Below are 26791 nucleotides of genomic sequence, written 5' to 3' on the forward strand. Positions count from 1 at the left end.
GTCCTTTTCGTAATCTAATGATCTGTGGAATAAAGCATCCCGTAACTCTGATCCCGTTACAAGTCATTGATTTTGTTCACATCAAGCCTGGCTCAGAAATCATCTCACGGCGAAAATCGTATCAAAAAACCTTTGCAACGAACTCAAAAGAAAAGCCCGCCGAATTACCGGCGGGCTGCAATCTTGAAACAAAATTTCACGCTCTCTGGAAGTCAGCCCTGAGGTAGAACGCCACCTCGCCCACCCCGAACTTTATGGCCGGCTTCACAACTCCTCGCCGGAGTATCTGCCTGAGATATGTGGTTCCCAGTTCCTTGGCGGCTTGCCCAAACGTGACGTATGTTCGGCTGAATCTTTCCAGGTCATCCCGGTGAACAACGGCGCATTTGCGAGTGGTGACCGGATTGGTCAGGACCGCGTGCGGCAGCAGGCCGTTGGAAATAAGCGCCCAGGTAATCCCGTTTCCCCACTTCGTCTGTTCCCGGATCTGCTCCACGGTAAGGTATGGCCAGGGTTCCGTGCCCGGAGCCTCCCGGGCCAATACCTGGCGGACTTCAGTCGGATCAACTGCCAGAGAGCATTTGGACCCCGACGGCCACGGGGCGACACGGGAAAATCCCCCTTCCAGCAGGATCCGCATGACATGAGCATAAGGCGCCCTGCACCGTTTGGCGGCATCGAAGATTTCGACCATCCCATCCTCGACCGCCGGCATCGTCACCTGCATGGACAATCTTTTCAGGAAGTTGTCCAAATCCGCCTGAAGGAAGCCGTTGCAAAAGAAGCCTGCTTCAAGGCGGGAAAAGAATGGGACGACCAATCCTTCGCGCATCAGCGCCAGGAACCGCGACCTGGGCATACCCAAATATGCCATCGCGTCGTTCTGGGAAACCATAGACCGGAGCTGTTCGATAAAGGGGGCGACTTTCTCCACCGGGAACGTGGTCCTGTCATTGGACAAGGTTTCATGCTCGGCGGTGATCAGTCCCCGTGCCGAAAGATACTGCCTCATCCTTGAACTTTTCATGTAGCAGGCAGTCGCAACGGTGGTTACCGACCAACATCGGCGCCGCCCGATCGGTGTGTCAAACACGGTATGCAATTCGCTGACGGGCAGCGATTCCGCCACTTCCTCACGGATTGCGTCTCGGACCAGGTTAAGGGACGCCTCGTCCTTTTCCGCCCGTAGCCAGTCATAGAGCAAGCCGAAGAAACGCTTTCCGCCCAATTCCCCGGAATTTTTCCAAGAGGCGGCCATGGTCTTTCGAACGAAATCCCTGAACGACTCCTCACCGCCAAGCATGATATCGCAGCCAATCGACGCTACGTCCGCTACGACCTCGTCGTCCAGATCCCTGGTGGCAACCTTAGGTCCGAAGCGGGAGACGGCACCGACGATTTCGCACAGGCGGACGGCCTTATGCATGGGGATAGAATCCAGCCACGGCGACGTTGAAGCCCCGTCCCCATTCAGCCGGCGATACAGATACACCTCCATGGACGATGGTGCCCGGACGACCCGATCAATGTCCCCAGCCACGATTCGACCGACATGCGGAGCGACGGCCCTGACGAAATCAGCGCACTCGATCATGTTCGTCTTCTTTGCACGACCGAGGGTGAGCAGCGCGACCCCGTGGACCGGGCATGACCTAAACCAGGAGAGTTGCCAATAAATACGTTGGAACGGTGCAGACCGCCTTTGATCGATCTGGGCGGCAACATCCTCCGAGATGCAGTCAGGGCAGACACGCACGTGGGTGCGGAGAGAAGAAGCCACGTTGACCATCTGACCACGGAGTTGGAAACCGTGTCCTTCCCGCGATGTGAAGGAGTTACGACGTAAGGCGTGCGGGTCGGCACCGGAAACCGCTGCTAACTCCGCCAGCGCCTTCTCCTCTCCCGTCGCCACGGCCAGAAACTTGAACCCCATGTCCAGGCAGAAGCCATGGGCATCGCATCCGTTCCTGAATGCCAGCCGGGAGCAGAAGCTCGTCGGCGTCTCGTCCGGATGCAGCGGTACAGTCAAGGAAAGCATAGTCATGCCGTCTTCCCCCGCTTGCGCTTGGGACGGGCCGGCAGCGCGGCGTCCAGGCGGGAGTTGGACGGTACGATCTCCTGCCAATCGGCCGCGAAGAAGATGTTGCTGTCTGCCGAACAATCCCGTTCCTCGGCATAGATCTCCGCGAAATGTTCCACGCCGACCACAGCATCCGCCCCGGCTTGGGAGTATGCGAACAGGACTGCACGCCTGACGAGCGTGATCGCCGATCCCAATCCCCATTCGGAAGCAACGATCAGGCGGTGGATGAATTCATCCGTCCCGATTTCGTCATGAACGGCCATTCCGGCATGGTTCGCCACGATTTCGTAGGCGATTTCCCGCACCAGATCCACGTCGTCGGGAAATGCCAACGGCTGGAAGCGGAAGGTCTGGCTGCGACGCTCGACCTGGCGGTCGCCACTGATGAAAGCCGACAGCACCGGGAGACCGGACAGAATCAAGCTTACGGCCCATTCCCTCTGCTGCATCGTGCTTTTCAGGACATCACGCAGCTTGGTCAGCTCAGAATCGCTCCCCCTTCCCAGGATATGGTGGGCTTCGTCGAGCCAGATGAACCGAACGCCATGTTCCTTCAAGTGATACCTGATCATTTCCCAGATGCGATGATCGGCAAGCTCCCGCTGCAACGGGTACCCAAGCCGTTCCAGGACTACCCGGCCAAGCTGCTTCAGCGTGCAAGGGGAAGGCGTCGTCAGCCTCAGGAAGTTGCTGTCATCCAAGCCGTTGACGTGCTTGATGGCCTTCTCCATCGTCAACGTCTTTCCCGCGCCGGACCCACCAACGAGCGCCAGCATCCGACCCTCGGGGTGCTGGCTGGCGACCGCTACGGACATGTCGTCGATGAAGTCCTGCAGGACTTGACGAAAGCGATCATCGCGGTCGGTGCTGAAATACTTGTCGACGATCCGCGCTGCTAGTGCCGTACGCCCGCAGGCGGTCTTCACGGGCGACGATGCGGTATAGTTTGTCATGTTCATTCCTCCGTCGTGAATCGTTTTGAAGCCGCAGGGCGATAGACACGATGGGTTCCATCAGCGGCAGGTGTTGGAGAAGAGGCAGGCCGGCCAATGGGCGGCGAAGTTTCAAAGCGCATTTCGGTGTCGCCCGGCTGCTCACCCTCAGCCTCCAAGCCGGGGAGTTCCCTGGCCCGGCCGCCCCGCGCCTTGAAGTCGAATTTCGTGAACAGGCGCTTTTCGATGCGCTCCAACTCGTCGGTGCCAAGGATGGCGCTTCCCAGTTCGGCGGCGGCGTCGGCCTCGTCCGCCTGCCCCCGGATGGACCGGATGGCATCGGCGACGATGTGCGAAGACAGGTGTTCCATGTCCGCGTTGCGCCGCCCGAGGTCCCTCGCAGCGGCGGTCCATTCCCACCAGGTCACGCCGTCAAGCGCTAGGCCGTCCATGGCCGGCGGAACGCTGATCCAACCATCCGGCGTCTGGACGGAGACCCTTCCGAGGTCCCAGCGGCCAACTTTTACAGTCACCTCGCCCAGACCTGCCTTGCGACGCAGTTCCTGGAGTTCCCGCGACTGGTAGTGGATCCCCAGGATGCGGACGCCCTGGTTGGAGATCCGGCGCTGGCACGGAATGCCGAAGACGCAACGACGGGTATCGTCATCTGGAGGCGGCAGCACCCCGAACTGGGCGACCAGCCGATTCCAGGTCTGAAGCGGCGTTGCCCCTGCCAGTTCAGCATGTGGGCGATTATGATAGGCATCGACTACATAGCGGACGAGGGTGCGGTTAAGGGTTTCCAAGTTGACGCTGGCATGGCGTTCGGCGTCGTAGTCCCCCTTCTCCACGGGATTGGAAAAGGTCTGGCCCTGGAAGTACCGGGCGAACTCGCGCTGGAATGTCCCGAAGACCCGTTCAATCCGACCGCGCAGTTCGGGGACACCCGCTGGCGGGTAATGGTCACCTGCCCCAAGTGCCGCGATGGCCAGTTTCACCTGTTCCGCCCGGAAAGACGGGCCATTGTCCATGCTGACCGTTTCCGGAATGCCATGCATGTTCCACGGTGACCGGCAGCCGACCGCACCGGCGATTTCGGACTTGTCACGGACGACCATCTCCAACGTGGCAATGGCGCTCGCCGACGATGGCGCTGTCGTGAAGCGCATGGCCAGGATGCAGCGCGTCGCGCAGTCAATTGCGACCGACACCCAGACCCGGCCGATTGCGCCGATCTTCTCCCGCTGTTCGTCCGTCAGCAACTCCCAGATGCCGGACTTTGAGAGCAATACCTGGAGCGACACCTGCCATTCATCCATCTCCACGACTTCAAGGGGACGCCCCACAGGGTCACGGCCATAGATAATGTTGAACTTCTGGCGTGCGGCTTCCGCACCGTACCGACCGGCTGTTACCGTGAACGGATCAAGGGTCCGGTTCAGATGCTTCCAGAATGTCTGGTAACTGATGCTTTCGAGCGGCTCCAGGTTCGCGACCGACCGTTCCCGGTTCTTCTCGTCCAGGGCCATCCGATAGTCGCGGTAAATCATGATCTTGCTGTCACGGTTCGCGCTGGCATAGCGCCCGACATGCTGGTTAACCAGGGCCCAGGCATCGCCAGACTTCCGCGGAGTCCTGTTGCCGCGCCCCTTCGTGTTCGAGCAGAGCGCGACCGCGACGAAGCCGCCGTCGCGGAAATCGCGCAGCCAACGGCGCAGGGTGGACGGTGTAGGAGGAAGCGAGACATTGACCTGAACTTCGCATGAAGCCCGGCGGCCGGGACGACTGCCGGAACTGGTCGCACGGGTTGCCGTTGCCTCATCCCTCACGATCTGGGCATGGATTTCGGCAATGGCGATCTTCATCGAAACGTCCGATCGGGTGACGTCCTTCCGCTTCGCCTCCATTTCCATGAACATCTCGCAGTAGGCCTTGCGGCGCAGGATCCGGCGCTGTTCATCCTGGGGAAGGTCGAACAGCGCCACGTCCCGGCCCTTGGCACGGCGCGCTGCCGTTTCGGGAAGGTAGAACCCCTGCTTCACGATGAGGGTGCCGGCCTGGGCGAAACGGGCGATTTCGTCATGAGGCAGGAACTCGCGGACGTCATTGTCCTCGACGCGGGCCAGGTGGTGGCCACGATCGCTGGTGGAGACGGGCCGGTAGGCCTGGCCGTTCAGCACGACCTGGTCATGCTTGGTGAGCCGATAGTGAACCACTGAATGCTGCATCATCATTTTCCTTTCTGCTCAGGCAGCCATGGCCGGACGGCAGAGGCGGACCATCGCCAGGTCGCCGATATGCGTGCCGTCGGCGAGTTCCAGCCCACCCTCGTCGATCAGGTTGACGACGGCGTTCAGGGCACGGGCGGGCGGGAGGCCGGACATCGCAACCAGGCTGCGGATCGGCACGGTCCCCCGGACACCGGCGGCGACTTGCGACATCGCCTGTACGTCCTCGCGGTTCCGGCAGGTCCGCGCCCTGAGGATGTGACGGGCGTCGGCGACCTTCGCCCGCGGAACTTGCTGCTCGGTGCAGATCTCGAAGCGGTCGGCGAAGCCGTCGCCCGTTTGCCGGCGGATAAGGGCGATGGTGTCCTCGATCCCTGAGGACCGGACCTTGGCGAGCGGCTTGACGGCGTAGGCGATCCGCGCGCCGGACACGGTCTCGACCAGGAAGTCGAACGTGTGCCGCGCAGTACGGCCGTCCCGCCGGACATAGGCGACGGCGGGCGGCTGGTCGTGGACGGCGACGATGCGCCGGTCCGTCAGCAGCAGGTAGGCGAGGTCGCGTTCGAGGGCGCTTTCATAGACGACCGCCCTGCCCGACACGGGATCGTGGATCGATCCACGGCACGAGAAGCGGCTGTTGGCTGCCGGCTTCCTCGACGCGATGGAAGGGAGCGGCGGGTTCCATACCCCGTCCGCGGTCTTGCCACCGACCGGCTGGTCGGGACGGAGAGCGTTGTCCTGATCGGGGGACCTGATCGAGAAGAGATCCAGGCCGGCACGCTTGGCATGGAGATGTTGGGAAACGAGATACTGGCGCATGATCGCCTCATCGGGCTGCCGGCAACCGCATCACGGTTTGAACCGGCCGAACATTGGGGCCATCGAGGCAAAGGGAGGGCGGCGCTGTCAGAGATGACGGCGTTCGGAAACCCAGACCCCGACAGTGGCGGGCAGGCAGAGCAAGGCTCAGCCTATGAGGCGCGCCGGACGACCGTCGGTGGAATGGATGGTGGCGTGAGGGGCGGTGGGGGCCGTGCTCATTGCACGGCCCCAGCGTCATGGGACACCGAGGCGACGATCTCCTCCACCTCGGTCCCGGTCAGGGTACCGCGGTCGAGCAGCAGGTCGGCAACGGCATCCAGGGCGGAACGGTGGCGGTGGAGAAGGTCCTGGGCCGCCTTGTACTGTACCGCAAGCTCGGCCTCGACCTGGACGGCGAGGCCGGGATTCTGGCGCAGCACAGCCGCGACGTTCTGCGTGTGGACCTCGCCCTTCCAGGCAAGGCCGTCCCCGAAACCGTAGCTGCCAAGCATTTCGGCCGTGAGGGCAGTCGCCTTCGCCAGGTCGCTGTCGGCAGGCCCGCCGGAACCGTTCGCGGGCATGCCGTAAACGATCTCCTCGCCGGCGCGGCCGGCGAGCGTCATGCGGATGATCGCCCGCATCGACGCGCCGGTTTCCATGCCGGACGGCAGGAACCGGGCGCCGGAGCGGCCGGGGCTGACAGTGACGGTCATCAGCTGGCCGGGCCGTTCGACGGCACCGGCAATGGCATGGGCCGCTTCATGGATGGCGATCCTGCGCTGATGGTGGATCGGCAAATCCAGCGCGGGAGAAACCTGGGCGAGAAGGTCCGCGATGATCATCTGGCGGCCTGCCCGGCGCGCGAGACGTTTGGCATTTCGCACCCAGAACTCGACTTCGGCACCAGTCCCGCCCAAGCCTGCCGCCGCGACATCGGAGAGGTCAGCGTCAGGAAGATGGCGGTGGCCGAGATGCTCCCTCAGGATGCCCGCCAGCGCGATTTGGTCCGGCGGAAATACGGGGATAACGCGGTCGAAACGACCAGGCCGAAGAAAGGCCGGGTCGATATTCAGCGTATTCGCCACTCCCAGGAAAATGACGCGGTGCTTAACCGCTTCGTCGATCCGCTGCAGGGCCTCGTTTACGACCTGGATACTGTACTCCCTGTTCCGACCTTCCATCTTGTCACGGATGCCGAAGGAATCGGCTTCTTCCAAAAGGAACAGGCAGCCTCCGAGAGCTTGCGCCTGCTCGAAGCTTTGGCGCATTGCCCGCAGCATCTGGCCTTGATGACCGGCCGACTGCCACTGTCCATAGGATCCGATCACCAGTGGGAGCCCCGCGCTTCTCGCCAGGCGCGCCGCAAAGGTGCTCTTGCCGGTACCAGGCGGTCCGACAAGCATGCATCCCTTGTCAATCTCGTCGGCGGACAGGATCCCGGCGTTATAATCGGCCAAATCCTTGATCAGGTTGCGGGCCCACTCCACTGCCTCGTCCATGCCGCTAAGCCCGTCCAGGGTCGGGCCGTCGATGACAGGCATTCGAACCTTCGCCTCCGCCAAGCGCGCCAGGCGTTCGATCCACTGGTCAGCACCTTCGTCGAACCGGTGAGCGAAGCGGAGGTCGGTAGGCGTCAGAAGCCGGCACAGCCGATCCGGTACGGAAACATCCGGCCGAACGCCGAACGCAGCCGCCGCCGCGTCAGCCAAAACGGCAGCGTCGACCATGGGGATCGAAACCTGATGATCGGCACCGTTCCGGACGATCTCAGGGGCCTTGGCGTCAGGCGGAACCAATACGAGAACGCCCTTTCCGTCATCGAGGGCCCTGATGATGCCAAACTCGACGGAGTTGTCGCCCAGGGAGGCCCTGCCGAGGTCGTCGACGATCAGCCACTCGTCGTACACCCGCTGCGACTGGAAAATGTCAGCAGGCCCCTCGTCATCGGTGTCAGGAATGTCGTCCTGCCCCTCCCGCAGTTCCGCAGCGGCGGCCTCCATTTCACGTTGAATGGATGCATTAACGCGATCACGAAACGCCTGGGAAATCGCCGGCACCCATGCCGCCGAAGCAATGTTTACGACAACGACTTGCCCCGGCTGTTCAATGGCGGCGGCCGCCTCCGGCTTGCTGGCAAGAGCGCGATCCAATAGGACGGCCGCCGTGGCGGCGTATGGGGTTGGCCGATCGGCGTTGTCGGGTTCGACCGCGTCGGCGGCCTTCTCGGCGTCGAGATGCTCAACGATCTGCTTGTGGTAAGCCTTTGATAAGGCCGACAGCGTGGTGGGCGGCCGGTCAAGCTGCGAAGACATGGTGATACCTGCCTTGTCCAAAGTCGTCGGACCTTCGGCACAGAAGTGCGAAGGCGGCTACGCTTTGCGCAGGTCACAAGGACGGATGTCAGGAAACGACCGTGTTCCTTGCGCCTACGCGGCGCAGCATATCTTTCCCGACGCCAGGGACATGGCCGGAACCATCGTGGCGTTCACGTTGAGGTGGGGGATATGTGAGGAAACGTTTGTCATAGTCATATAATGGCTTGAGCAGGGTAGGATGTCAATCCCAGAATTCCGGAACGGTTGAAAAACTCTATCCGCCGTGCCCTGCGCTGGCTTTCGGGGGCGCCAGGAGAGGCGCCCTGGCAGCGGTTGACCTATCCACGCGGTCGGACAGGTCAGGGACTACAACGGTTACATGGGCGGCAACGGGATCGGGCGGTGAAGCAGTTCACCACTGACATTGGCTTGGCGGCGAATGGAGGCCCAAAGCCCCCATTCGCCGTGGGTTGCGATGGTCGAAGGGCAGCCCTCGGCTGCAATGTCTGGGGCCTGCCTCAATCAGCCGAACGAGTGGCCGCAGGTCTTGAGGTTCTTCACGAACTCGTCGTAGATCGGTTCCACCAAGTCCTCGTGAAGCCCGGCCACAAGGACCTCGCGCCGTGATCCATAAACCAAGTAGATGCAATAGCCATACTGGCGCTCGAAGTCCGCCTTACCGATTTGGCTGGCGTTTTGGGTACCGGCGGCGAAGGCCCCGGCCGCACCGGAACCATAGTAGACGGCCGACGGCGTTTCCCTTCGCGGCATGGTCAAGCCCCATCCAATCGACCTGAGGTGCGCAACATCGAAAATTTTCTCTACCTTTGGGATGGAGATCCGCTGGGCATCGATCTCAATTCGGGTCGTTGCAATGTGACCGCCCCGCTTGAAGAGCAGCCAAATAATATAGAACACGCCCACAAAAGGCATAATTGTTGAAATAAAGGCAAGACCAGAATATGGAGATGCTGTTGAGGCCACAACGATTGGCAGAATGATCAGAAAAATCATGGAAAGGAAGATTTTCCTCCTCCTGGTCTTCTTGACGAATACATCCATGATGATCTTGTCACCTTCCTTCGTGGTCTTGTAATCATAGGTCGGCTCAATGGCCTGCGGCGTGCGGGTGAAATCGGGCATCTGATGCTTCCTTGGGATGGGGTTTCTGAGGGCTGGCGGTCGCGGCTGCGCACCGATCAGCCGGAATAGGTCCAGTCCAGGCCCAGGTCCGTCGTGGCGACCAACAGACGGCCTTCGCCCTGGCCGTATTGCAAGTAATGGGTCAGCGGGTTGACACCGGCGGCCTTCAGGTCGGCATTGGCATCCAGGTAGGCGCTGACGTCCAAGTAGGCAGACGGATCGCGGCCCTCGCGCCAGCCATAATTCATGAAATGGGTCCAGGCATCCATGCCGGCAGCCTTCACGTCAGCGTTCTTGGCCAGATAGTAATCCCGGTCGAACAACGGGGTCAGCGCCCGGCCCTCGGCCTTGCCGTAGGCCAAGTAATGGTCGTAGCCGCTGCGCAGGGCGCCGCTTTCCACGGCCGCCGCCACGTCGGGGTTCATGGCCAGGTAGCCCACCTCGTCATAGAGCGGGTTGGCCCGGGCGTCGATGGCGATCCGGCCCTCGGCTTGGCCCCACTGCTGCCAATGGGCGAAGCCGGTGGCCAGCGCCCCGCGGGCGACGGCAGCCGCCACGTCGGGGTTCTTGGACAAATAGAAGGTCTCATCGAACCCGCCGCCCAGCTTGACGTCGGCAATCATCCAAAGGCCGACCTTGCCGCCGTCGTTGAAGGCCAGGAATTCAGTGCCCAGGTAGGTGTCGGCACCTTCGGGACCCGCGACCTTCAGGCTGCCGTCCGCCTGCCGGGCAATGCTGTAGCTGGAGCGCGGGCCGAACAGGCCGGCGACGTCGATGCCAATACCGCCGTCGACATAGTCGTTGCCGCTGCCGGCGACCACCCGGTCGTTGCCGGTGCCCAGGAACAGGCGGTCGTCGCCGGCCGCGCCCCAGATGCTGTCTGCCCCGGCGCTACCGGAAATCTCATTAGCCACCGAATTGCCATTGATGCGGTCGGCCCCGGACCCGCCGCGGACATTCTCGATCGTCCCTACGATGCCCAGGTTGTTTGCACCGCGGTAGGATGCGGCTGACGGGAAAAGGCCAGGGGCAAGGTTCATCCCGATCTCAGCATCCGTAACACGGACGTTGATCGACGAGATGCCGTTCGGCGTCAGGTCGATGGAGGATCGCATGGTGGAAGCGGACAGGTCGATCGTGTCGATGCCACCTGCGTCATACAGGACTTCACGAAAACCGATGCGCTGATCCCATGTGTAGATGTCATTCCCGGACCGATAGTCGGGATTGGCCCCGTACAGCTTCTGCAGGGCGAGGATGTCCAGCATCCCGAGCGTATCGATCTCGGCAATCAGGTTCGTGTACTGGCCAGTGCTGGACCGGTCGATGCCATAAACTGTGTCATTCGCGTCCGAATAGCCCATCGCCGTGTAAAATTTGTTCTGCGCCGAGTCCGGTAGCACGACAGGGCCATCGAACGGATGCGACAACCCAAGCGCATGGCCGATCTCGTGCCGTACCAGAGTTGCGATCCCTGCCCGCTCGGCCGCCGTCAGGCCATCCTTGGCGTAGTTGTCTAAGCCCAGCCGGCGAAAATAGACGTCACCCGCCTGCTCAATAGCGGTGACACTGGTAATGGTTCCGCCGGCATAGTTAGGCTGAAACGCAGGATTGTAGCCCAGGCCGCTGGCCGTCAGTTCGGTGACAACGAAGGACAGCGTCTTGCCGCCGCCGCTGGACGATTCCACAAACGTGATGTTGGTCACGGCCGAGATCTTCGCCAGTTCCTCGACGACGATCTTCCTTTCATCGTCGCTCAACGGCCTGAAACTTGAGGCCGGACCAAAGTAGCCGCCCTCCTTATAGTAGGACGGCAGGGCCGACATAAAGTGATACTGCAGGGTCACCGGCGTGCCGAGGCCGGCGTCGGAATTCCTCAGATGGTCCAGGGTGTTCACGCCGGGCTGGCCAACAGCTGCGTCGATGTTCCAGCGCGCCGTGCCGTTGGGAAAGACGCCGGTCGAGGTCTGCGCGTTCCGATACGCGAGGAGCGCGTTGAGGTCGAGGTCGGCGACGCGGTGGAGGCCAGACGCATATTGGACGGTGGGAGGGGAGCCGGCCGCCTGCGGCTCATTGGTATCGGATGAACCGGCGCAGCAAGGGCAGCCGCTGGGGTGGGTAGGTAAATGGTCAATCTCGTTGGTAGGCAAGGCTTGTACCTCCTTTGCAAAAGGACAAGCGCAACCGTCCGCCGCCGGCCTGGCGCCGGGACGGTAGATACGTACAGCAAAGGATGCACGCCCAGCCTATTCCCCCCGCCCGGGTAGCTACTCCCAGGTGTTGGTGGAGTGTTTTATTCAGCTGGCCGCCCGACATAGGGGCTGTGCCTTTGCTTCACGCGCAGTTGCGCACCGTCGCCCGGTATCTAGCCGTGCATCGGTAGTACAGAATATGCCACGGATGGGAACGCAGGTGGAACAGGTTTCCACGTGGGAGCTTCCACATTCCCGGTACGGGGCAAAACCAATCTTTGTTTCGAGAAATGTGAGGCACCGGACTAACCACAGAGGACACGCAGCATTTCGCTGCGCGGAGCGGCCTCCCCTTGTTCCCCACGTCCGAGGACCCCGCCGAGGGCCTGGTTCCGGTCGTGCCCGGGTGGGAGCGGTCGGTTCCGGTGCCTACTTCGTCATGCCACAGCAGTCAGCCTGTCGAATGGCATCAGCCGCAAGGCAAGATTCGGGTCAGGTTGCAGAGTTACAGAAGCAATCGGTTTTGGGCGGTCAGACCCGGTCGCTTCCATGCTGAAGGCAGAGGCGAAGGTAGCGGCGATTATCTGCAGCTCCAGGAACGAGACCGCTATGCCAACGCAAGCGCGCGGACCGTAGCCGAACGGAAGGAAAGCGTGCTTGACCGAGGGTGGCGCACGATCAGCGAACCATTCGGACAAGTTATGGTCATCGTCCCACCATCTGGAATCCCGGTGGAACAGATAAGGGGCAACCAATATCGTGGCTCCCCTCCGGAGCTTTACCCCCGCCAGCTCCGTTTCTGTCGTCGCTTCGCGGGAGAACCACCAGGCTCCAGGGTAAAGTCGCAGAGTCTCGTTGACGGCCCGCTTCGTGACCTCCATCCCGCGCCATGCTTCATAGGGGACTGTGCCACTACTATCTGCTGCCGCCCCGACCTCTGCCGCTATTGCGCGACAGATCAGGGGGCGGCGGGCCATTTCGTGCAGCATCCAGGCAGCAACTGAACCAGTGGTTTCGTGGCCCGTAAGCAGAAGCGTCAACAACTCGTCCCTGATCTCCTGGTCCGAGAGCCCAGCCTCAACCAGAATCGAGACGATGCTGCCCGGCTTGGAACGATGTTGCACTTTCGCGGTGACAGCTTGCAATTCAGCGAGGGCATGCCTCAGCCTGACTTTTTCCTTATGGGAAACCCACGGTGGCGTGAAAGCGCGCCAGAACCCCGCTGCCACGTCGTTCTCAATAAGCGAGACGGCGGCGATCAGCCGGTCTTCGTCCTCGTCGGTCAGCGTCTCCTCACCAAAGAGGATCACCGAGATCATGCGCAATGCAAGGGCCGCCATGGCTGGACCAATGGGAACAGGTCCCTGCTCTGCGGCCATGCGGCATGCAGCAGCCGCAACCACCGCCTGAAGCGCTTCGCAGCGATCGGCTAGGATTTCCGCACGCAACCCCTCATGAGCAAGTTGCCGCCGTTTCTTGGCCAAATCTCCTGTAGCCGTCAGAACACCCTCTCCGACCACCGACTTGAGCCGCTCGACATGACGTCCCTTGGCGAAGCGGTCTTCAGGCGCTGTCAGCACCTCGCGAGCAAACGCTGGGTCCACGAGCAGGTAGACGGGTGCCAACCCCAGACGCAAGCGCTCCAGCGGCTGCTTCGACGAGGTTCCGCGAGAAAGGATGAAATCCAGGGGATCGGCCATGAATGGCCCGACGTCTGAAAAGGGATTGCGCAGCATCAAGCAGCCTCCTTCAGCGGGGCAAGGATTTTGCGGTAGCGGGGATTTGTCTGTTCGGCGACATGGAGTCCGCCAGCGATGATCGGTCCCCGCGCCCCTCCACCGACCTCCTCGAATCCGGCGTATCGGAACATCGTCAACCCGTTGCGTGCGAGCACTCTCTGGAAAGCGGCGTCGGTGACGGCAACTATGGTTTCAATTCTGCGGCTGACGGCGAAACGCATCATCAGTCCCAGCAGCTCTCTGGTCATCAGGTTGGGAGCCGGGTGGTCCGGATCCACTCCGAACCGAGAGATTTCCCAAACGCTATTGGAATGGGGAAGGCTTTCCCCATCTGTAAGGTGTGGAAAAACGTCCGCCAGCAGGTAGGGCTTGTCCGTCGGCAGCAAGCGCCAACAGGCTACGGGAACCGCATTCTCAACCACGGCACCGTAGATCGTGTCCTTCCGGTCGAACTGATCCCGCTCGCGATCCCCGTCCACTGACAGCGGCCAGCCAAGGTGCTCAACGAAAATCCTGCGTCTCAGTTCCTGGATCCTCCAGACAAGATCCGTATGGCTTTGGGCGGTGAAGACCACAGCGTGGCTGATGGATGAGATTTTTTTGTCAACTTCAATCAGTGAATGCATTTTATGGCCCATTTATGGCTGAATTCACTTCTGTTCTGACGTAATACCTCTAGTGCGTGTATCCCGGTTTTTGGGGAGGATTGCGATTTTGTTGGACCTGGACACTTTGATCGGCGAGGTGCAGCAGGCGCGCTCCCTTGACGAACTAGCCAAACTCCTCCAGCGGGTCATCGCGGGGATCGGCTTCGAATCCTTTAATTACTTGGATACGGGCCATGCGGGCGTATCACGACCGTACTTCCACGGAACATGTCCGCCACGCTGGCGACGGTGTTACGAAGACAATGGCTTCATTTCCGCCGACCCAATGGTTTCAGCCGCGCGGAGGCAACGGCTGCCATTTACCTGGGGACAGGTAGTCCTTCCTGAACGCCGAAGCGGACCCAAGCCCTTGGCTGTCCGGGCCATGGAAGCTGCGTTCGATCACGGATATCGGGAAGGCTATGTGCTTCCTTGCCACACGGTCGATCAGCTGGGCCGATCGCGATCAGCCCTTACGGCTCTGTTCTGGCGGGAATCTACGACGGATTTCAGCAAAATCATGATGGAGAACCGCCATGCGCTCCATGTGTTCCTGCTCTATTGGCAGGAGCGCGTCGCTGACTTCGTCTGGAGGCATAATTCTGAACCCCAGGAAAAGGATGCTGCCGACGACGAAATTCGCCTTACGGACCGCGAACGCGATGTCCTGTCATGGGTAGCCAGGGGAAAGACCACAAGGGCGATCGCCGCCATCCTAGGCATCTCGACAGAGACGGTGGAACACCACGTCCGGGCGGCAATGGAGAAAATGCAGGCCAGCAACAGGACTGCAGCAGCTGTCAAGGCTGTGCAGCTACGGCTTATCGATGTCTGAAGAAAAGGCCCCCTTATCCCCAGTCCCAGATCATCGGCCGTTGAAGAGCCTTAGGCTGTGCTTCGACCGGTGGCCGCCGCCGGCGAAGCTTCTGTCCCGCAAGGGCAACCAACCTAAAAGCGCTCCCAGCGAACTCGTCCCCGGATGGTACATGTGGCAAAGGGGGCGGCACATCGTCCTGGCAGTGTTCCATGTCTATCTCCAAATGACCGCCGCAATATAGAACATAAGTGGAACATTTGCCAGTTCGATCCTGTTCATGGGCTTGCGGTTGAAGCGTCGCCGAATAATCGTTAGCCCTACAGGCACTCAGTCAGGAGATCCTTCTATGCGTCGCCTCATCACCCTTCTCACTATGTCCCTGCTGACATTCCCAGCTGCTGCGAAGGACATCAGGATTGCCACATGGAACATGGGTTGGCTGACCCTCCGAGCGTCGGAGATCAACGGCCCGAACCGGGACCCCAACCGAGCCATCTACCAGCGTTCCGATGCTGATTTCGCCAAACTTAAAGCATACGCGAAGCAACTTGACGCTGACATTGTGGCCCTTCAGGAGGTTGACACGCTTACTGCGGCTACCAAGGTGTTCGACCCGACTGAATACGACATCGTGTTAGCCGACGAGACGGATTTCCAGCGAGCTGGGTGGGCGATCCGGAAGACCGTCCGCTACACCCGCATGCCCGACCTGGCTGCCCTGGATATCCACGATGGCAAACGCTGGTCGCTGCGCAAGGGGGTGGACGTTCTCTTTCATCTGCCGTCAGGCGACTTGCGCGCCCTCGCTGTCCACCTGAAGTCCGGCTGCTTCAGCCCCAAAAGCCAGAACGATGCATGCCCAGTGCTTGGCGAACAGATGCCGATCGTCTCGGCCTGGATCGACCAGCGCCAAACGGAAGGCGCTTCCCTCCTCGTCGCCGGCGATTTCAACCGACGGCTCAACAAGGAAGATCCGCTCTGGAAAGTTCTGGACAACGGTCCTACCCCGCTGGTCCTTGCTACCGAGGGCAAGGCCAACGCCTGCTGGGCAGGAGAGTACCCCGACTTCATCGACCAGTTGGTGCTTGGCGGCCCCGCGGCATCACGCATCAAGCCGGAGAGTTTCAGGGTGCTGACCTATACCGAGACCGAGAAGGCCGACAAGAAGCGGATCTCCGACCACTGCCCAGTCTCCGTAGAGGTTCGGTGAAAGGCCCGTTGCATATCTCCGATACGGTGCTGGCGCTGATCATCTTGTCCGTCCTGGCGATGATCGGCGGTATCGGCGCCCTGCTTGCGTCGATCTTCTGGATGACGTCCGTGATGCTGCCGTTGGGCATCGGCGCGTCGTTGGGCGGGTGGCTCCTCTTTGAAAAGTCGATGGAACGGATCGCAGGGGACAACGGGAGGGACGTCGACCACTGACAGCGGTCAAGCCATCTGCATACCATTGAATGCATTTCACCGATGATCCGCACCAAATAGGTTGCGACGCACGACCGCATCTGCAAATCTGTCCTTCTGGATTACTCCATGAGGTGGCAGGCTCCGATGCCAAGCGATCACTTATCCGGCAGCCTAGCCGGGAAGCCGGAAATCCCGTTCGAGGCGGCATTCTCGGTGACCATTGATTTGTCGGTGTTCCCGCGTGAGGTGGTGCTGCGGGCATGTTACGCATTCGCCGATCGATGCCATTGCTGGGTCCAGGGCGATGGGCCCGGCAGCCTCCTCGTGGCCTTCAGGGACCGAACCGGCAAGCTGGACGCCGCCGACACCAAGGGCGCCTTCGCCAACGCCCTGGTCGACTTTGCGCTGCGCGCGGACATAGAGACGCGCACCGCCGATGTGCGGCGCATCCTCGTGGCGACCGCGATGGCGGAAGCCGCTGGCACAGCCGCCTTGCGCTAGGCCCCGACGATGTCTCCACGGCAGGCTTTCGCTCCCCTCCTGGACTTCGCGGCCCCCGCGGGCTATCGGTTGCTGCCTTTCCGCTTCGCCCGTATCCCCGGAGTCCCAGGCAAGGTGCTGGTCACCTCCGAGGTCGGCGAGTTCGCCTTCATCTCGGAGGAGGATCTGCGCGCCTTGGTGGCTGGCACGCTGGATCCCGGTTCCAACGCCTACGCGGACCTCCAGGCCCGACACGTTCTGGTTGAGAGCAACTCCCACGCCGCGATGCGGATGTCGACGTCGAAGTACCGCACCCGGAAGTCCTTCCTCAAGGGCGGGCCCGCGCTCCACATGTTTGTGGTGACCTTGCGCTGTGACCATTCCTGCCGATACTGCCAGGTATCACGGCGGTCGGGGGACGAAGCCCGGTTCGACATGTCGACTGATACCGCAGCTGCCGCCGTCGACCTGATGTTCCAGTCCCCGTCGCCGTCCCTCACCGTCGAGTTCCAGGGCGGGGAGCCGCTGCTGGCCTTCGGGCGGATCCAGCAGGTCGTCGATCTGGTCGAGGAGCGCAGGGTCCGGGAAGGCCGGGCCGTCACCTACAGCATGACGTCGACTCTGCATCTGGCCGACGAGGAGATGCTGGCCTTCATGCGCCGGCACGACTTCCAGCTCTCAACCTCGCTGGACGGCCCCGCGGCGCTGCACGACGCCAACAGGCCGCTGCCCAGCCGCGACTCCCATGCGCGCACCGTCGCCGCGATCGACCGCGTCCGCGCAACGCTCGGGCACCAGAGCCTGTCGGCCCTGACCACGCTGACCCGCGAGAGCCTGCGCCACCCGGAGGCAGTCGTGGACGAGTACGTCCGGCTGGGCTTCCCGTCAGTCTTCCTTCGGCCTCTCAGTCCCTTCGGCTTCGCGGCGAAGTCCGCCGGCCGCATCGGCTACGCCATGGAGGAATTCCTGCCCTTCTACGAGAAGGCGCTGGCGCACATCGTCGACCTGAACCGCCGGGGCGTCGTCATCCAGGAGGCCTATGCCGGCTTCCTCCTAACCCACATCCTGACGCCATTCCCGATCGGGTACGTCGACCTGCGCTCCCCCACCGGTGCCGGCCTGGGTGCCCGAGTATACAACTACGACGGCGGGGTCTACGCCTCCGACGAAGGCCGGATGCTGGCGGAGATGGGGGACCATTCGTTCCGCCTCGGGTACGTCCAAGACAGCCACGCCGACCTCCTCCAGTCAGACGCCATGCAGCTCATCCTGGCCGCCGGAGTCGCAGAATCCCTGCCGGGCTGTTCGGACTGCGCGTTCCTCCCCTATTGCGGTGCCGACCCGGTCTTCAACTTGGCGCGGGAAGGCGACCCGGTGGGCCACCGCGCTGGCAACGCGCACTGCACTAAGCACACTGGGCTCTTCCAGATTCTGTTCCGCTACCTCGCCGAAGCGGACCCGGAGGTGATGCGGATATTCCTTTCGTGGGCCACCCGGCGGCCGGCGCGCGGCTTAGCCGCTGCCGTGGGGGAGGCCGCCTGATGCTCCCGCTCCACACCCGCGCCAAGGTTTCTGGAACACTGCCCCACCCGGTCCTGAAGGTCCTCGGGCTTGCTGAGGCCTTGGGTACGGCGGTGCCGCGCGACCGGGTCGCCGTCCACCTGCCCACCGGCGGCCCGGAAGTTGACTTCGCGGCATTGCAGGAACTAGGCTTCGCCGCCTTGTTCCGGCCCGACGGCGGTACCGCGGCCGGCGGCACGGTATTGCCAGAGATCCACTCCCTTTCCCACCCGGAGGTGGTCGGCACCGGCGACGTGGTCAGGGTCCGGCAGGACAACGGCCAGGTCGGGGTGCTCTACCGGCGCGGCGCCAACGCGAACACGCTGTTCCTGACCGAGCAGTGCAACAGCCGCTGCCTGATGTGCAGCCAGCCGCCGCGCGACGAGGACGACCTCTGGCGAGTCCGGGAGCTGCTTGAACTGATCCCCCTTGTCGATCCGGACCTAGCCCAGCTCGGCTTCACCGGCGGCGAGCCGACGCTGCTGGGGCCACTGCTGCCGGAACTGCTGAGGGCCTGCGCGGCATTCCTGCCGCAGACGGGGCTGCACATCCTGACCAATGGCCGGAACTTCTCCGACCCCACCGTGGCCGACATGGTCGGCGACGCGCTCGGCCGCGCGACCTGGGCAATCCCGCTCTATGCCGACGTGCCCGCGCGGCACGACTACGTCGTCCAGGCCAAGGGCGCGTTCGAGCAGACGGTCCAGGGCGTCTACAACTTGGCCGAGCGCGGGCATGTGATCGAGATCCGCTTCGTGGTCCATGCCCAGACCCTGCCGCGGCTGCGCGAATTCCCGGAATTCGTCTGGCGCAACATGCCCTTCGTCAGCCACGTTGCCTTCATGGGCATGGAGCCCATGGGCTACGCCAAGGTGAACCGCAACCTGCTCTGGGTCGACCCTCTGGATTACGGGCATTGTCTCTCGGAAGCCGCCTGGCACCTGCAGGACCGGGGTATCCCGACGTCCATCTACAACGTGCCGCTCTGCGTGCTGCCGGAAGAGGCATGGCCGCTGGCGCGGCAGAGCATATCGGACTGGAAGAACACCTATGAGCCCGCCTGCGACGGTTGTGCCGTGAAGCAGAGCTGCTGCGGGTTCTTCGCATCGCATGGCCCCGCCTGGCGCAGCCGGGGCATCAAACCATTCGAGCGCATGGAGGCGGCGGAATGAAGCGGAACATTACGGAGTATTTGAAACGGGTTCTGGCATGGTCAGGAACGATGGTCACCGGGCTGTCGGGAGGCTGGACGAACGCTGATGCTGCCCCAGTAATAGGGGCGCTGCCAGAGGTTCATCCGTCACTGACTCGGCTCCAGCCGATTGTGCTGGCGATGCCAAACCGTATGGACGGCCCCGCCCTGTTCGTTGGGCACCGAAGCCATTCGAGCCACCGCAGCCATAGTAGTCACAGCTCACACTATTCAGGCAGCGGCAGCCGATATACTACTCCATCCTATGATCCACCCACATATACCCCGCCATCTCCTCCTCCTGCTCCCACTTCCAAGGCACTGGTCACGCCATCGCTCGGAACTTCTCCACCGACCAGCAGCGGTGCGGACGCTGGCACCAAACAGGCACCAAAGCCCAAGGCAACTCAGCAGGAGGCCATTGCGATGGCAATGCGGGTCCAGGTCGAGCTGTTCCGTCTCGGCTTTTACAAAGGGACAATCGACGGCAAGATGGGGGCTTCTACCCGACAGGCGTTGAAGGATTTCCAAAACGCCGAAGGGCTGGCAGCAACCGGGACCATGGATAATGCGACACTCGCCAAGCTTGGTATCTCAGGGATATGAAATCGTGGGGTTTCGCATCCTGCATTTCCCTTTGGGGCATCGAATGAACAATGCTTGAAATACAACCAAAGATCATTGAATGACCGCGTCCATGCAAATAATGATTTTATATAAATTTTTCCATTGCTATGTAAGTTTCAAAAAGATCCGGAAATAAATGTCAGGAATAATGAACCTTCTGGGAAAATTCTTTCCCTCAGCCTTCTCTGGACCCACTTTTCCACAATCACACGATGGGGGTGACGCAGTTAGAAGGCAATTTTTGAACATCAAGGCGCTTGCAGAGGATATCGAACGTCTTGACCCAACGGCTCTGCCGTCCTTGGTCAAAGTGCTTCTACGCCCCCTCCAAGCGGAGCAGATGTGCGGCGTGGTCGACCGTGATTATCACAGGGCGCCGTCCGCGATCAGTCCTTGGGGTTTCTTTGGCCATGACCTTGGTGACCCTTCACTTTCCATGATCACCCGTAGGCAAGAGTTGGAGGTGGAACCATCGGGATATACGGTGAACTTGGCCACCGACGTCGTGCTCACGACGCCATGGCACCGTGATCGGCTTTCTCACGCCATAGGGTGCATCGGCCCGAACAGAGCTTGGGGCCCCTGGACTCCCGATCCGCTCAACCATTCTATAGAACTTTGGCTGCCATGGCGCATCGCATTCGTACTTGGAGGTAACCACAGCATTGCAGCCGGCATCCTGGCCGGAGAGGGGGCCTTAGTGCCACGGACTGTTTACGATATGGCCCCTGTGCTCAATCAGATAAATTGCGACGGCACCTTCTTCACAAGGCTAGACGGGACAGCTTGTGCCCAAGTCTTTAACGCGCGCCGCGCAGGTGCATTTCTGGTTGGGCAAATTATGACTAAAACGGCGTAGTAATATTCAGTTACAATGGTTTAAATGGTGGAATTCAAGGGCTTTCTACGCAATGCGCTTGTTGAATTTCCCATAGCAGCAAGTCACGGTTGCCGTATCGACGCACAACCAGACATCCGGCATTTCACGGTATTGAGACGTACCCTTGCCCTTGTGGAAGATCATTGGGAGGAAAGACCATGAAACGGATTCTCCATGCCGGCCTAATAACGGTCCTGGTGTCCATGTCAGCGCTTCCGGCGGCAGGGTTCAGCCAGACCGACGAGCAGGTCCGGCAGGCGCTGATCCAGCAGTCGATCGCCAGCTATCCCGGCAACTGCCCCTGCCCCTACAACACGGCCGCCAACGGCAGCAGGTGCGGGAAGCGCAGCGCCTACAGCAAGCCGGGCGGCCACGCGCCGCTGTGCTTTCCCCAGGACGTGACGGACAAGATGGTCGAGGACTACCGACGGGCGAACGGGGTCAAGCCGAAGTAACGCCGGCGTCAGTTTGTCGGAATCCGATTGAAATAGCCTTCGAGCGAAGAAAGTTCGGTCATAGTGCTTATGCCCGTGTCCATACGACAGGATTTGTCGTCTGGCTCATCCAAAGTGCAGTCAGCGGCCAAGGTGAGCCGCATCATGGCAAGAGGATGAGCATGAGTAAGGGCAGTAAAGGCGGCGGTAGCTACCGCAGCGCAATCAGCGGGCGGTACGTCACCGCCAAGCACGGCAAGGCCAGCCCCCACACGACGGTGCGCGAAAGCGCCGGCTCGGGTGGCGGCAACGGCAGCCATTACCGGAGCGCCATAACGGGGCAGTACGTCACCGACGCCTACGGGAAGGCTCACCCCAAGACCACCGTCAAGGAGAGCTGACCATGGCCAAACGCTATGTCCGTGCCACCGGCAAGAACTCGCAGGGGGACATCACCTCCCTGTGCAACTCCGGTGAAGCCTGGTCGCCCCGCAGCAAGGCGAACGCGATCAGCGACATCGAGACCGGGACCCACGAATACTGGGTCAACTGGGTGAACTCGCCGGAGATGAAGATCCGGGTGGTGAACGGCCAGTCGGGAAAGTACCTCAGGACCGACCGCGACAGCACGTCGCGCAACAACCTGGACGACCTGCCCGACTGCTGATCGACACCTCGGGGCCGAAGCATCGCTTCGGCCCCCGTCTTCTTTGGGGCTGGTGTCAGGGCAACGCAGGGAAGTCTGAACGCCGATAACCGTCCACCATTTCCACAAGTTCAGGAGGGGAGATCACCTCCACGGCGTCCCCCCACATATAGAGGTGCCAGCACATTTCCAGCAGGCCGGCCGCACGAAACTTTACGATAAGAAATCCGTCAGCGTCGATGTCAGCCGTTTGTGTCGGATGGAAAATGAACCCCTGGGCCTGCTGTGCCGCCTCTGGGGAAAACTTCCACACCACGTCGTGCGCCCCGTCGCTGCCCACGTAGGAGCCGAAACAGGTCTTCGCATGTTCATCCAGGTCGAATCCCTCCTTCCGTGTAAAGGTCTCCCGGAGGACCGACGCCTCTTCGATGCCATCGACGCGGAAATGCTGCAATTCACCGCCGGCCTTTTCGAGATCGATCGCGACCAGGTAACGGCGGGCACCCAATAGCAGCCCGTACGGGGCAACAGTCCTGTCCCGCGCCACTGTATCCTTCCTCCCTCGGTACCGGATGCGCAGTTGGGATGCCCCCTTGAGGGCCGTGAAGATTGCAAGATCAACTGCCTCGTCGCTGGTAGGCCTGGGGCCTGGGCGGGCCGCATGTCCTAACGCCATCAGCAACGCCTCCTCATCGGCTTCGATGCGCCGGCTGCGTTCATTTGGGATTAACGCCAGTATCTTGCCGTGAAGGCTTCTCAATGCCCGTCTTTGATCGACGCCGGCACCGGAAAGGGCCCCTTCGGCAAGGGCGAGTGCCGCGAGTTCCTCGGCGGTAGGGACCAGCAATGGAGCTACTGCTGATTTCGGCAACCGCCAGCGCCAACAGTTCCCTTCATCGTCCTTCAGCTTTTCGAGTTCTGGAAAAAGCTCTCCCAGCACCCTGATTACCCGCTGCGCGGTGCGGTAGTCGCGCTCAAGCAGTTCCTCGATTTCATTAAGGCTGATGCCTCTGGACGAAGCTGCACGTGCTGCGACCATCAACAGGTCAACAGCATTCCGGTAAGACATTCTTCCCTCCCGAACATGCGACATCTTCAGCCGCCTGCTGCAATCATGATGCGGGATTGGTAGGATGGAGTCGAGATTGAGGTAGCCCGTTTGGGGAGAGCGGTAATGCTGAACTACCAGGGAAGGACGATCTTCTCAGCGAGTGATCTCGTCAACTTCATGGGCTGCTCCCACGCGACGGTGCTGGATTCCCGCAACCTCGTCACGCCGACCACGTTCGCTCCGGACGACGAAACGGCCGTCCTGCTCCAGGAAAAGGGCTTCGAGCACGAGCGCGCCTATCTCCAGCGCCTGCGCGACGAAGGGCGCACGATTGTGGAGATCCCAGCGGACGGCACCTTGGAGGAACGCGCCCAGGCAACGCGGCAGGCGATGCGCGAAGGCCCCGACGTCATCTACCAGGGGGCGTTCCTTGCAGGGCGCTGGCATGGCTATTCCGACTTCCTGCTGAAGGTCGACGGCATCGACTCATCGCTGGGGTCTTTCGCCTACGAGGTGGCCGATACCAAGCTTGCCCGCTCGGCGAAGCCGAAACACCTGATGCAGCTATGCGTCTACGCCGGAATGCTGGCAGCCGTGCAAGGCGTCATCCCGCCGCGCATGCATGTCGTGCTGGGGACCGGGGTGATCGAAACCTTCCGCACGGATTCGGTACTGCATTACTTCACCTTCGCCCGGCGCCGTTTCGAGGCGTTCGTGGACGCCCTGCCCGCCGCGTCGAGCGGCGACCCGTGCAGCCATTGCACCTTCTGCCGGTGGGCGGACCACTGCGACGCCGAGTGGGAGGCCGCCGACCACCTTTCGATCGTGGCCGGCATGGGACGCAGCCAGGTCGTGGCCCTGCGGGAAGCGGGCATCAACGACATCGGCGCGCTGGCAGCGCTGCCAAGCGGCACCAGGATCCCCGGCATCCAGCCAGGCACGGTCGCCAAGCTCTCTGCGCAGGCCCGCCTCCAGGCGCACTACCGCCGGACCGGCGAACGACTGTTGGAACTGTTAACGGCGGCACCGGGCCGAGGCTTCGCCCGGCTCCCCCAACCCAGCGAAGGCGACATGTTCTTCGACATGGAGGGGGACCCGCTGTTCGACGGCGGGCTGGAGTACCTTTTCGGGATCGTCGCCATGGATGGCGGCGTGGACCGATTCCATCCGTTTTGGTGCCATGACCGTGACGGCGAGAAGCTGGCGTTCGAGCAGGCGGTCGATTTCATGACGGCCCGCATCGCGCTGTACCCCGGCGCCCATATCTACCATTACGCCTCGTACGAGGAGACTGCCCTGAAGCGGCTCGCCATGTACCACGGGACCCGCGAGAACGAGGTGGACGACATCCTGCGCGGCAACCGGCTGGTGGACCTCTACAAGGTCGTCGCGGAATCCGTCCGCACGTCGGAACCCCGCTATTCCATCAAGAACATGGAGGCCTTCTACCTACCCGGCGGTCGCCAGGGAGAGGTCAAGACCGCCGGCGACAGCATCGTCATCTACGAGCGCTGGCGGCGCCTCGGCGGCGACCAGCTGCTCCGGGAGATAGCCGACTACAACGAGGTCGATTGCCGGTCGACGAGGGGATGCCGCGATTGGCTGCTATCGCTTCGGCCACCGGGGACGCCGTGGTTCACCGGACACACGGTGACGCCCGTCACCCCCGAGAAAACGGTGGAGCGGCAGGAAGCGGAGGAACGCACCCGGCGCCTGGCCGAGGCCTTGGTGGCCGGCAACGATGAACCGTGGCGGCAATTGCTCGCGGACCTGCTGGAATTCCATCGGCGCGAAGCGAAGCCCACCTGGTGGGCCATGTTCGCTCACCGGGACATGGACCATGACGCCTTGCTTGAGGACGCGGAATGCATCGCCGGCCTCCAGCCGCATCCGACAATACGCCCCTGGATGGACAAGCGGTCTACCGTCCATGCGTTTACCTTCCCGGCACAGGACTTCAAGATGCGGGTCGGTGACAAGCCGGTGCGCTCCGGAAGCCTCGACCCTGCCGGCGAAATCATGTCGCTCGATGAGAAAGCCAGAATCGTCGAGTTGAAGCTGGGGCCCGGAAAGCCGCCCATAGTGCCCGGAAGCGCGCTGATTCCTAAAGCTCTGGTGGACGATGAAATCCTTCGTGGCGCGATCCACCGATATGCGGAGGATGTCGCCAGGGGTGGCGCAAGGTATCCCGCCGTGACCTCGATCCTGCGCCAGGATCGGCCGCGGTTCATGGGCAGGCCGCCGAACCAGGCCGTCGTGCCGGAGGGGATGGACGCCACCACCGGGATGGTCGAAGCCCTTCGGGCATTGGACGACAGCTACCTGCTTGTGCAGGGCCCTCCGGGCGCGGGCAAGACCTATTCGTCGGCCCAGGCGATCGTCGCGCTCCTCGCCGCCGGGAAGCGCATCGGGGTGGCGTCCAATTCGCACAAGGCGATTAACAACCTGCTGAAGGAGGTGGAGACGATGGCCGTCGTCCGTGGGCTGCGTTGCCAGGGCATGAAGAAGTCGTCGCGGGAGGACCAGGTGCTCGGCACCGGAAGCTGGATCGAGGACGTGATCGGCGGAAGCGGCAGCGGGGTGCTTTCCCGCCATCGGCTGGCCGCCGGTACGGCCTGGCTGTTCGCGCGGGAGGAGTTGGACCAGGCGTTCGACTACCTGTTCGTCGACGAAGCAGGCCAGGTGAGCTTGGCGAACGTGGTGGCCATGGGCATGGCCGCCCGCAACATCGTTCTGGTCGGGGACCAGATGCAGCTCTCCCAGCCGATCAAGGGCACGCATCCCGGCGGCAGCGGTCAGTCGGCGCTTGATCACCTGCTGGAAGGACACGCGACGGTGCCGGCCGGCCAAGGAGTGTTCCTACCGATCACCCGCCGCATGCACCCGGATCTGTGCCGGTTCATATCCGAGGCGATGTACGACGGGCGGTTGGAGGCCGACCCGTCCACGGCCAACCAGCGCGTAGAGGTCGACGTATCGAAGGACCCGGAGGCGCTTGCTCCGGCGGGGCTGCGCTTCGTCGAGGTCGAGCATGCTGGATGTACGCAGCAGTCGGAGGAGGAGGCGGCTCGGTTGGATGTCACCTACCGGGCGCTGCTCGGTGGTCATTGGACCGACCGGAACGCAGAACGCCATTGCATCGGGGTGGACGACATCCTGGTGGTCTCACCCTACAACATGCAGGTCGATCTGCTGAAGCGCGTCCTGCCGGAGGAAGCGCGGGTGGGCACGGTGGACAAGTTTCAGGGCCAGGAGGCGGCGATTGTGTTGGTGTCGATGGCGACATCTTCTGGAGATGACCTGCCGAGGAACATCGAGTTCCTTTACAGCCGGAACCGGCTCAACGTGGCTGTGAGCCGCGCCCGGTGCCTAGCGGTCATCTATGCAAATCCGTTGTTGCTTGAGATCCCCTGTTCGACGATAAAGCAGATAGAGTTAGTTAATAATCTATGTTGGGTAAATTCTTTATTATGACTTTAATTTCAGTTTTTTGATAAAAATCTTCACCATCACACCACTATAGCGATAGTTAAGACGCTAAATATGGAATACCTGTTATGACATATTATTAATTGACAAGAATCACCCATGAAATCAGCCACACGGCTTTTCACCCC

Annotated in this window: 22 protein-coding genes; 12 read left to right on the top strand and 10 right to left on the bottom strand. The window is 61.8% G+C overall.

Going from position 1 to position 26791, the window contains the following annotated elements; all coding sequences use genetic code 11:
- Positions 1-196: 196 nt before the first annotated feature.
- The 9 genes from CHB97_RS19205 to CHB97_RS19250 all read right to left on the bottom strand — a co-directional run bounded on the left by CHB97_RS19205 (position 197) and on the right by CHB97_RS19250 (position 14059).
- On the bottom strand, positions 197-2044 hold the full coding sequence (locus CHB97_RS19205) for a TniQ family protein (protein ID WP_160106024.1): 1848 nt from the start codon (positions 2042-2044) through the stop codon (positions 197-199).
- Complete coding sequence (locus tag CHB97_RS19210) at positions 2041-3036, bottom strand: ATP-binding protein (protein ID WP_160106026.1); 996 nt, start codon at positions 3034-3036, stop codon at positions 2041-2043. Before CHB97_RS19210 ends, CHB97_RS19205 begins: the two co-directional genes overlap by 4 nt.
- A 2-nt stretch (positions 3037-3038) precedes the next feature.
- The gene (locus tag CHB97_RS19215; RefSeq protein WP_089289625.1) at positions 3039-5249 is read right to left on the bottom strand and encodes a Mu transposase C-terminal domain-containing protein; all 2211 of its coding nucleotides are present in this window, start codon (positions 5247-5249) and stop codon (positions 3039-3041) included.
- 12 nt (positions 5250-5261) lie between these two features.
- Positions 5262-6062, bottom strand: coding sequence for a hypothetical protein (locus tag CHB97_RS19220; RefSeq protein ID WP_089289626.1), 801 nt, complete (start codon positions 6060-6062; stop codon positions 5262-5264).
- A 218-nt stretch (positions 6063-6280) separates the two neighbouring features.
- On the bottom strand, positions 6281-8356 hold the full coding sequence (locus CHB97_RS19225) for an AAA family ATPase (RefSeq protein ID WP_089289627.1): 2076 nt from the start codon (positions 8354-8356) through the stop codon (positions 6281-6283).
- Between the two features lie 525 nt (positions 8357-8881).
- Entirely contained in the window at positions 8882-9502 is a 621-nt protein-coding gene (locus CHB97_RS19230) for a hypothetical protein (RefSeq protein WP_089289628.1), read from the bottom strand.
- 56 nt (positions 9503-9558) lie between these two features.
- Positions 9559-11652 carry a M10 family metallopeptidase gene (locus CHB97_RS26500; protein WP_160106028.1) on the bottom strand — a complete coding sequence of 698 codons (2094 nt, stop codon included), beginning with the start codon at positions 11650-11652 and terminating at the stop codon, positions 9559-9561.
- Between the two features lie 479 nt (positions 11653-12131).
- Positions 12132-13430, bottom strand: a complete 1299-nt coding sequence (locus tag CHB97_RS19245) for a cytochrome P450 (RefSeq protein ID WP_089289631.1) — start codon at positions 13428-13430, stop codon at positions 12132-12134.
- On the bottom strand, positions 13430-14059 hold the full coding sequence (locus CHB97_RS19250) for an acyl-homoserine-lactone synthase (RefSeq protein WP_160106030.1): 630 nt from the start codon (positions 14057-14059) through the stop codon (positions 13430-13432). Before CHB97_RS19250 ends, CHB97_RS19245 begins: the two co-directional genes overlap by 1 nt.
- A gap of 91 nt (positions 14060-14150) precedes the next feature.
- Here CHB97_RS19250 and CHB97_RS19255 point away from each other — a divergent pair, with 91 nt between their 5' ends.
- From CHB97_RS19255 to CHB97_RS19305, 11 genes are all read left to right on the top strand, one after another.
- Positions 14151-14915, top strand: coding sequence for a LuxR family transcriptional regulator (locus CHB97_RS19255; protein ID WP_143271032.1), 765 nt, complete (start codon positions 14151-14153; stop codon positions 14913-14915).
- A gap of 328 nt (positions 14916-15243) precedes the next feature.
- Entirely contained in the window at positions 15244-16107 is an 864-nt protein-coding gene (locus CHB97_RS19260) for an endonuclease/exonuclease/phosphatase family protein (RefSeq protein WP_089289634.1), read from the top strand.
- A gap of 8 nt (positions 16108-16115) precedes the next feature.
- Complete coding sequence (locus CHB97_RS19265; RefSeq protein WP_089289635.1) at positions 16116-16322, top strand: hypothetical protein; 207 nt, start codon at positions 16116-16118, stop codon at positions 16320-16322.
- A 126-nt stretch (positions 16323-16448) separates the two neighbouring features.
- Positions 16449-16805, top strand: a complete 357-nt coding sequence (gene hxsD / locus CHB97_RS19270; RefSeq protein WP_160106032.1) for a His-Xaa-Ser system protein HxsD — start codon at positions 16449-16451, stop codon at positions 16803-16805.
- A 9-nt stretch (positions 16806-16814) separates the two neighbouring features.
- A complete protein-coding gene (gene hxsB / locus CHB97_RS19275) occupies positions 16815-18326 on the top strand; it encodes a His-Xaa-Ser system radical SAM maturase HxsB (protein ID WP_089289637.1) in 1512 nt (503 codons plus the stop codon).
- On the top strand, positions 18326-19516 hold the full coding sequence (gene hxsC, locus CHB97_RS19280; protein WP_089289728.1) for a His-Xaa-Ser system radical SAM maturase HxsC: 1191 nt from the start codon (positions 18326-18328) through the stop codon (positions 19514-19516). Before hxsB ends, hxsC begins: the two co-directional genes overlap by 1 nt.
- A 50-nt stretch (positions 19517-19566) precedes the next feature.
- Positions 19567-20142: a His-Xaa-Ser repeat protein HxsA gene (gene hxsA, locus CHB97_RS19285; RefSeq protein WP_256387133.1), complete on the top strand. Its 576-nt coding sequence runs from the start codon at positions 19567-19569 to the stop codon at positions 20140-20142.
- Positions 20143-20311: 169 nt separating this feature from the next.
- Positions 20312-21022 carry a DUF6710 family protein gene (locus tag CHB97_RS27110; protein ID WP_371333128.1) on the top strand — a complete coding sequence of 237 codons (711 nt, stop codon included), beginning with the start codon at positions 20312-20314 and terminating at the stop codon, positions 21020-21022.
- Positions 21023-21201: 179 nt separating this feature from the next.
- Positions 21202-21498, top strand: a complete 297-nt coding sequence (locus CHB97_RS19295) for a hypothetical protein (protein ID WP_089289640.1) — start codon at positions 21202-21204, stop codon at positions 21496-21498.
- 161 nt (positions 21499-21659) lie between these two features.
- A complete protein-coding gene (locus tag CHB97_RS19300; protein WP_089289729.1) occupies positions 21660-21878 on the top strand; it encodes a hypothetical protein in 219 nt (72 codons plus the stop codon).
- A gap of 2 nt (positions 21879-21880) precedes the next feature.
- Entirely contained in the window at positions 21881-22144 is a 264-nt protein-coding gene (locus CHB97_RS19305) for a DUF3892 domain-containing protein (protein WP_089289641.1), read from the top strand.
- Positions 22145-22199: 55 nt separating this feature from the next.
- On the opposite strand, the gene CHB97_RS19310 is transcribed toward CHB97_RS19305, so the two are convergent.
- Complete coding sequence (locus tag CHB97_RS19310) at positions 22200-23192, bottom strand: YafY family protein (RefSeq protein WP_089289642.1); 993 nt, start codon at positions 23190-23192, stop codon at positions 22200-22202.
- A gap of 105 nt (positions 23193-23297) precedes the next feature.
- On the opposite strand from CHB97_RS19310, the gene CHB97_RS19315 reads away from it, so the two are divergent.
- The gene (locus tag CHB97_RS19315) at positions 23298-26648 is read left to right on the top strand and encodes a TM0106 family RecB-like putative nuclease (RefSeq protein ID WP_089289643.1); all 3351 of its coding nucleotides are present in this window, start codon (positions 23298-23300) and stop codon (positions 26646-26648) included.
- Positions 26649-26791: the final 143 nt, after the last annotated feature.

Origin of the sequence: Azospirillum sp. RU38E, from assembly GCF_900188385.1 — a bacterium.
Classification (GTDB): Bacteria; Pseudomonadota; Alphaproteobacteria; order Azospirillales; family Azospirillaceae; genus Niveispirillum.

Bases quoted from the DNA above. Each gene is read 5' to 3' on its own strand.
- CHB97_RS19205 (WP_160106024.1), bottom strand. From the start codon at position 2,044: ATGACTATGCTTTCCTTGACTGTACCGCTGCATCCGGACGAGACGCCG.
- CHB97_RS19210 (WP_160106026.1), bottom strand. From the start codon at position 3,036: ATGACAAACTATACCGCATCGTCGCCCGTGAAGACCGCCTGCGGGCGT.
- CHB97_RS19215 (WP_089289625.1), bottom strand. From the start codon at position 5,249: ATGATGATGCAGCATTCAGTGGTTCACTATCGGCTCACCAAGCATGAC.
- CHB97_RS19220 (WP_089289626.1), bottom strand. From the start codon at position 6,062: ATGCGCCAGTATCTCGTTTCCCAACATCTCCATGCCAAGCGTGCCGGC.
- CHB97_RS19225 (WP_089289627.1), bottom strand. From the start codon at position 8,356: ATGTCTTCGCAGCTTGACCGGCCGCCCACCACGCTGTCGGCCTTATCA.
- CHB97_RS19230 (WP_089289628.1), bottom strand. From the start codon at position 9,502: ATGCCCGATTTCACCCGCACGCCGCAGGCCATTGAGCCGACCTATGAT.
- CHB97_RS19245 (WP_089289631.1), bottom strand. From the start codon at position 13,430: ATGCTGCGCAATCCCTTTTCAGACGTCGGGCCATTCATGGCCGATCCC.
- CHB97_RS19250 (WP_160106030.1), bottom strand. From the start codon at position 14,059: ATGCATTCACTGATTGAAGTTGACAAAAAAATCTCATCCATCAGCCAC.
- CHB97_RS19260 (WP_089289634.1), top strand. From the start codon at position 15,244: ATGCGTCGCCTCATCACCCTTCTCACTATGTCCCTGCTGACATTCCCA.
- hxsD (WP_160106032.1), top strand. From the start codon at position 16,449: ATGCCAAGCGATCACTTATCCGGCAGCCTAGCCGGGAAGCCGGAAATC.
- hxsB (WP_089289637.1), top strand. From the start codon at position 16,815: ATGTCTCCACGGCAGGCTTTCGCTCCCCTCCTGGACTTCGCGGCCCCC.
- hxsC (WP_089289728.1), top strand. From the start codon at position 18,326: ATGCTCCCGCTCCACACCCGCGCCAAGGTTTCTGGAACACTGCCCCAC.
- hxsA (WP_256387133.1), top strand. From the start codon at position 19,567: ATGGTCACCGGGCTGTCGGGAGGCTGGACGAACGCTGATGCTGCCCCA.
- CHB97_RS27110 (WP_371333128.1), top strand. From the start codon at position 20,312: ATGAACCTTCTGGGAAAATTCTTTCCCTCAGCCTTCTCTGGACCCACT.
- CHB97_RS19295 (WP_089289640.1), top strand. From the start codon at position 21,202: ATGAAACGGATTCTCCATGCCGGCCTAATAACGGTCCTGGTGTCCATG.
- CHB97_RS19300 (WP_089289729.1), top strand. From the start codon at position 21,660: ATGAGTAAGGGCAGTAAAGGCGGCGGTAGCTACCGCAGCGCAATCAGC.
- CHB97_RS19305 (WP_089289641.1), top strand. From the start codon at position 21,881: ATGGCCAAACGCTATGTCCGTGCCACCGGCAAGAACTCGCAGGGGGAC.
- CHB97_RS19310 (WP_089289642.1), bottom strand. From the start codon at position 23,192: ATGTCTTACCGGAATGCTGTTGACCTGTTGATGGTCGCAGCACGTGCA.
- CHB97_RS19315 (WP_089289643.1), top strand. From the start codon at position 23,298: ATGCTGAACTACCAGGGAAGGACGATCTTCTCAGCGAGTGATCTCGTC.